This window comes from Nguyenibacter vanlangensis, from assembly GCF_013376155.1.
Taxonomy (GTDB): Bacteria; Pseudomonadota; Alphaproteobacteria; order Acetobacterales; family Acetobacteraceae; genus Gluconacetobacter; species Gluconacetobacter vanlangensis.
Map to the genome: position 1 here is coordinate 1 of NZ_JABXXP010000551.1, position 1,928 is coordinate 1,928.

2 protein-coding genes are annotated in these 1,928 nt (G+C 70.0%); both read left to right on the plus strand.

What is annotated here, in order from left to right:
* The coding region (gene gshB / locus HUK84_RS16540) for a glutathione synthase (protein ID WP_176641257.1) at positions 1-845 on the plus strand (845 nt) is incomplete at its 5' end.
* Positions 846-908: 63 nt separating this feature from the next.
* Positions 909-1,643: a class I SAM-dependent methyltransferase gene (locus HUK84_RS16545; protein ID WP_176641258.1), complete on the plus strand. Its 735-nt coding sequence runs from the start codon at positions 909-911 to the stop codon at positions 1,641-1,643.
* The last annotated feature ends 285 nt before the right edge of the window (positions 1,644-1,928 follow it).

Sequence of the window (1,928 nt, forward strand, 5' to 3'; positions counted from 1 at the left end):
CCGAGCGCCTGACCGCCCGCGCCCGCCCGGCCGCCGTCCGGCGCGTCAGGGGAGACCATGCGACCCTGGGCGAGGAACGGATCCTGGACCTGTCGCAGATGGACGTCATCCTGATGCGGCAGGACCCGCCCTTCGACATGGCCTACATCACCGCCACCCATATGCTGGAACATGTCCACGGCATCGGCCCGGACCGCGCCCTGGTGGTCAACGACCCGGCGTCGGTGCGCAACGCGCCCGAGAAGCTGCTGGTCACCCATTATCCCGACCTGATGCCGCCGACCCTGGTGACGTGGGACCAGCAGGCCATCCGCGATTTCCGCGCCGAATGGCGCGACATCATCGTCAAGCCGCTGTTCGGCAATGGCGGCGCCGGGGTGTTCCGCATCCGCGAGGACGACGAAAACCTGAACGCCCTGCTGGAAATGCATTTCGCCCGCTCGCGTGAGCCGCTGATGATCCAGCGTTATGAACCGGCGGTGCGGCGCGGCGACAAGCGGATCATCCTGGCCGACGGGCAGCCGATCGGCGCGATCAACCGTGTCCCGGCCGAGGGCGAGGCGCGGTCGAACATGCATGTCGGCGGCAAGGCGGTGCAGGTCGCGCTGACCCCCCGCGACCGCGAGATCTGCGCGGCGATCGGCCCGATGCTGCGCGAGAAGGGGCTGATCTTCGTCGGGATCGACGTGATCGGCGACTGGCTGACCGAAATCAACGTGACCTCGCCGACCGGGCTGCAGGAAATGGACCGCTTCGACGGCATCAATTCCGCCGGCCTGATCTGGGATTGCATCCTGCGCCGGCTGGAGGGCGCAGGCGATGGCGCGGGCGGATTTGTGGCCTGACGGCGTGACGCGCGCCCGTGGCCACTTGAAGACAATCGCCCGGCAGGGCAGAGAGGATTCCTGATGAGCGAAGTTCTTCAAGATGCCTCGCCCGAGGCCAGTGGGGCGGCGACCGCCGTCGGGGGCTATACGCCCGCCCCGCGTTCCGCCCTGGATGCCGAGGCCGTGAAAGCCGCCTATCGCCGTTGGGCGGGGGTCTATGACGCGCTGTTCGGCGGCGTGTCGGCATTCGGCCGCAAGCGCGCGGTCGCCGCGGTCAACAGCCTGCCCGGCACCGCGGTGCTCGAAGTCGGGGTGGGCACCGGCCTGGCGCTGCCGCATTACCGGTCGGACAAGCGCATTACCGGCATCGACCTGTCCGGCGACATGCTGGACCGCGCGCGCCAGCGCGTGGCGCGCATGAATCTGCGCCATGTCGACGCGCTGCTGGAAATGGATGCCGAGGAGACGCGCTTCGCCGACGGCTCGTTCGACGTCGCCGTGGCGATGTTCGTCGCCTCGGTGGTGCCCAATCCGCGCCGCCTGCTGGCCGAACTGAAGCGCGTGGTCCGGCCCGGCGGCCATATCCTGTTCGTCAATCATTTCCTGGCCACCGGCGGCGTGCGCCTGGCGGTGGAGCGCAGCATGGCCCGCGCCTCGCGCTCGCTGGGCTGGCATCCGGATTTCGCGATCGAATCGCTGCTGCCGCCGGCCGACCTAGCGCGGGCCAGCATCCACCCCGTGCCGCCCGCGGGGCTGTTCACCCTGGTGGTCCTGCCGCGCGATCCGGCCGCGCCGTCGGCCGAAACGCGGGCCTGATATTCCCCCAGGACATCCCTGATGCACCCCCCGGGGCGTCCCTTCGGGCCCGCCGGGGCTCGTTTTTCCCCGCACGCTCCGGTAAAGTCGCGGCGAATTGAGCAGGGCCGCCCGTCCGGCCCCTTGTCGCAGGAGGTTGGGCGCATGCCGACAGAGGGCCAGGTTCCAGCAGCGGTCGGAACCGGCAGCTTTCCGGCGCGACGCGGTCGCGTCTTCAGTCACAGGCATGTCGGCACGCTGTATCTGGCGCTTGCCGTCCTGGCCGGGCTGGCCGGCGGCGCGCTG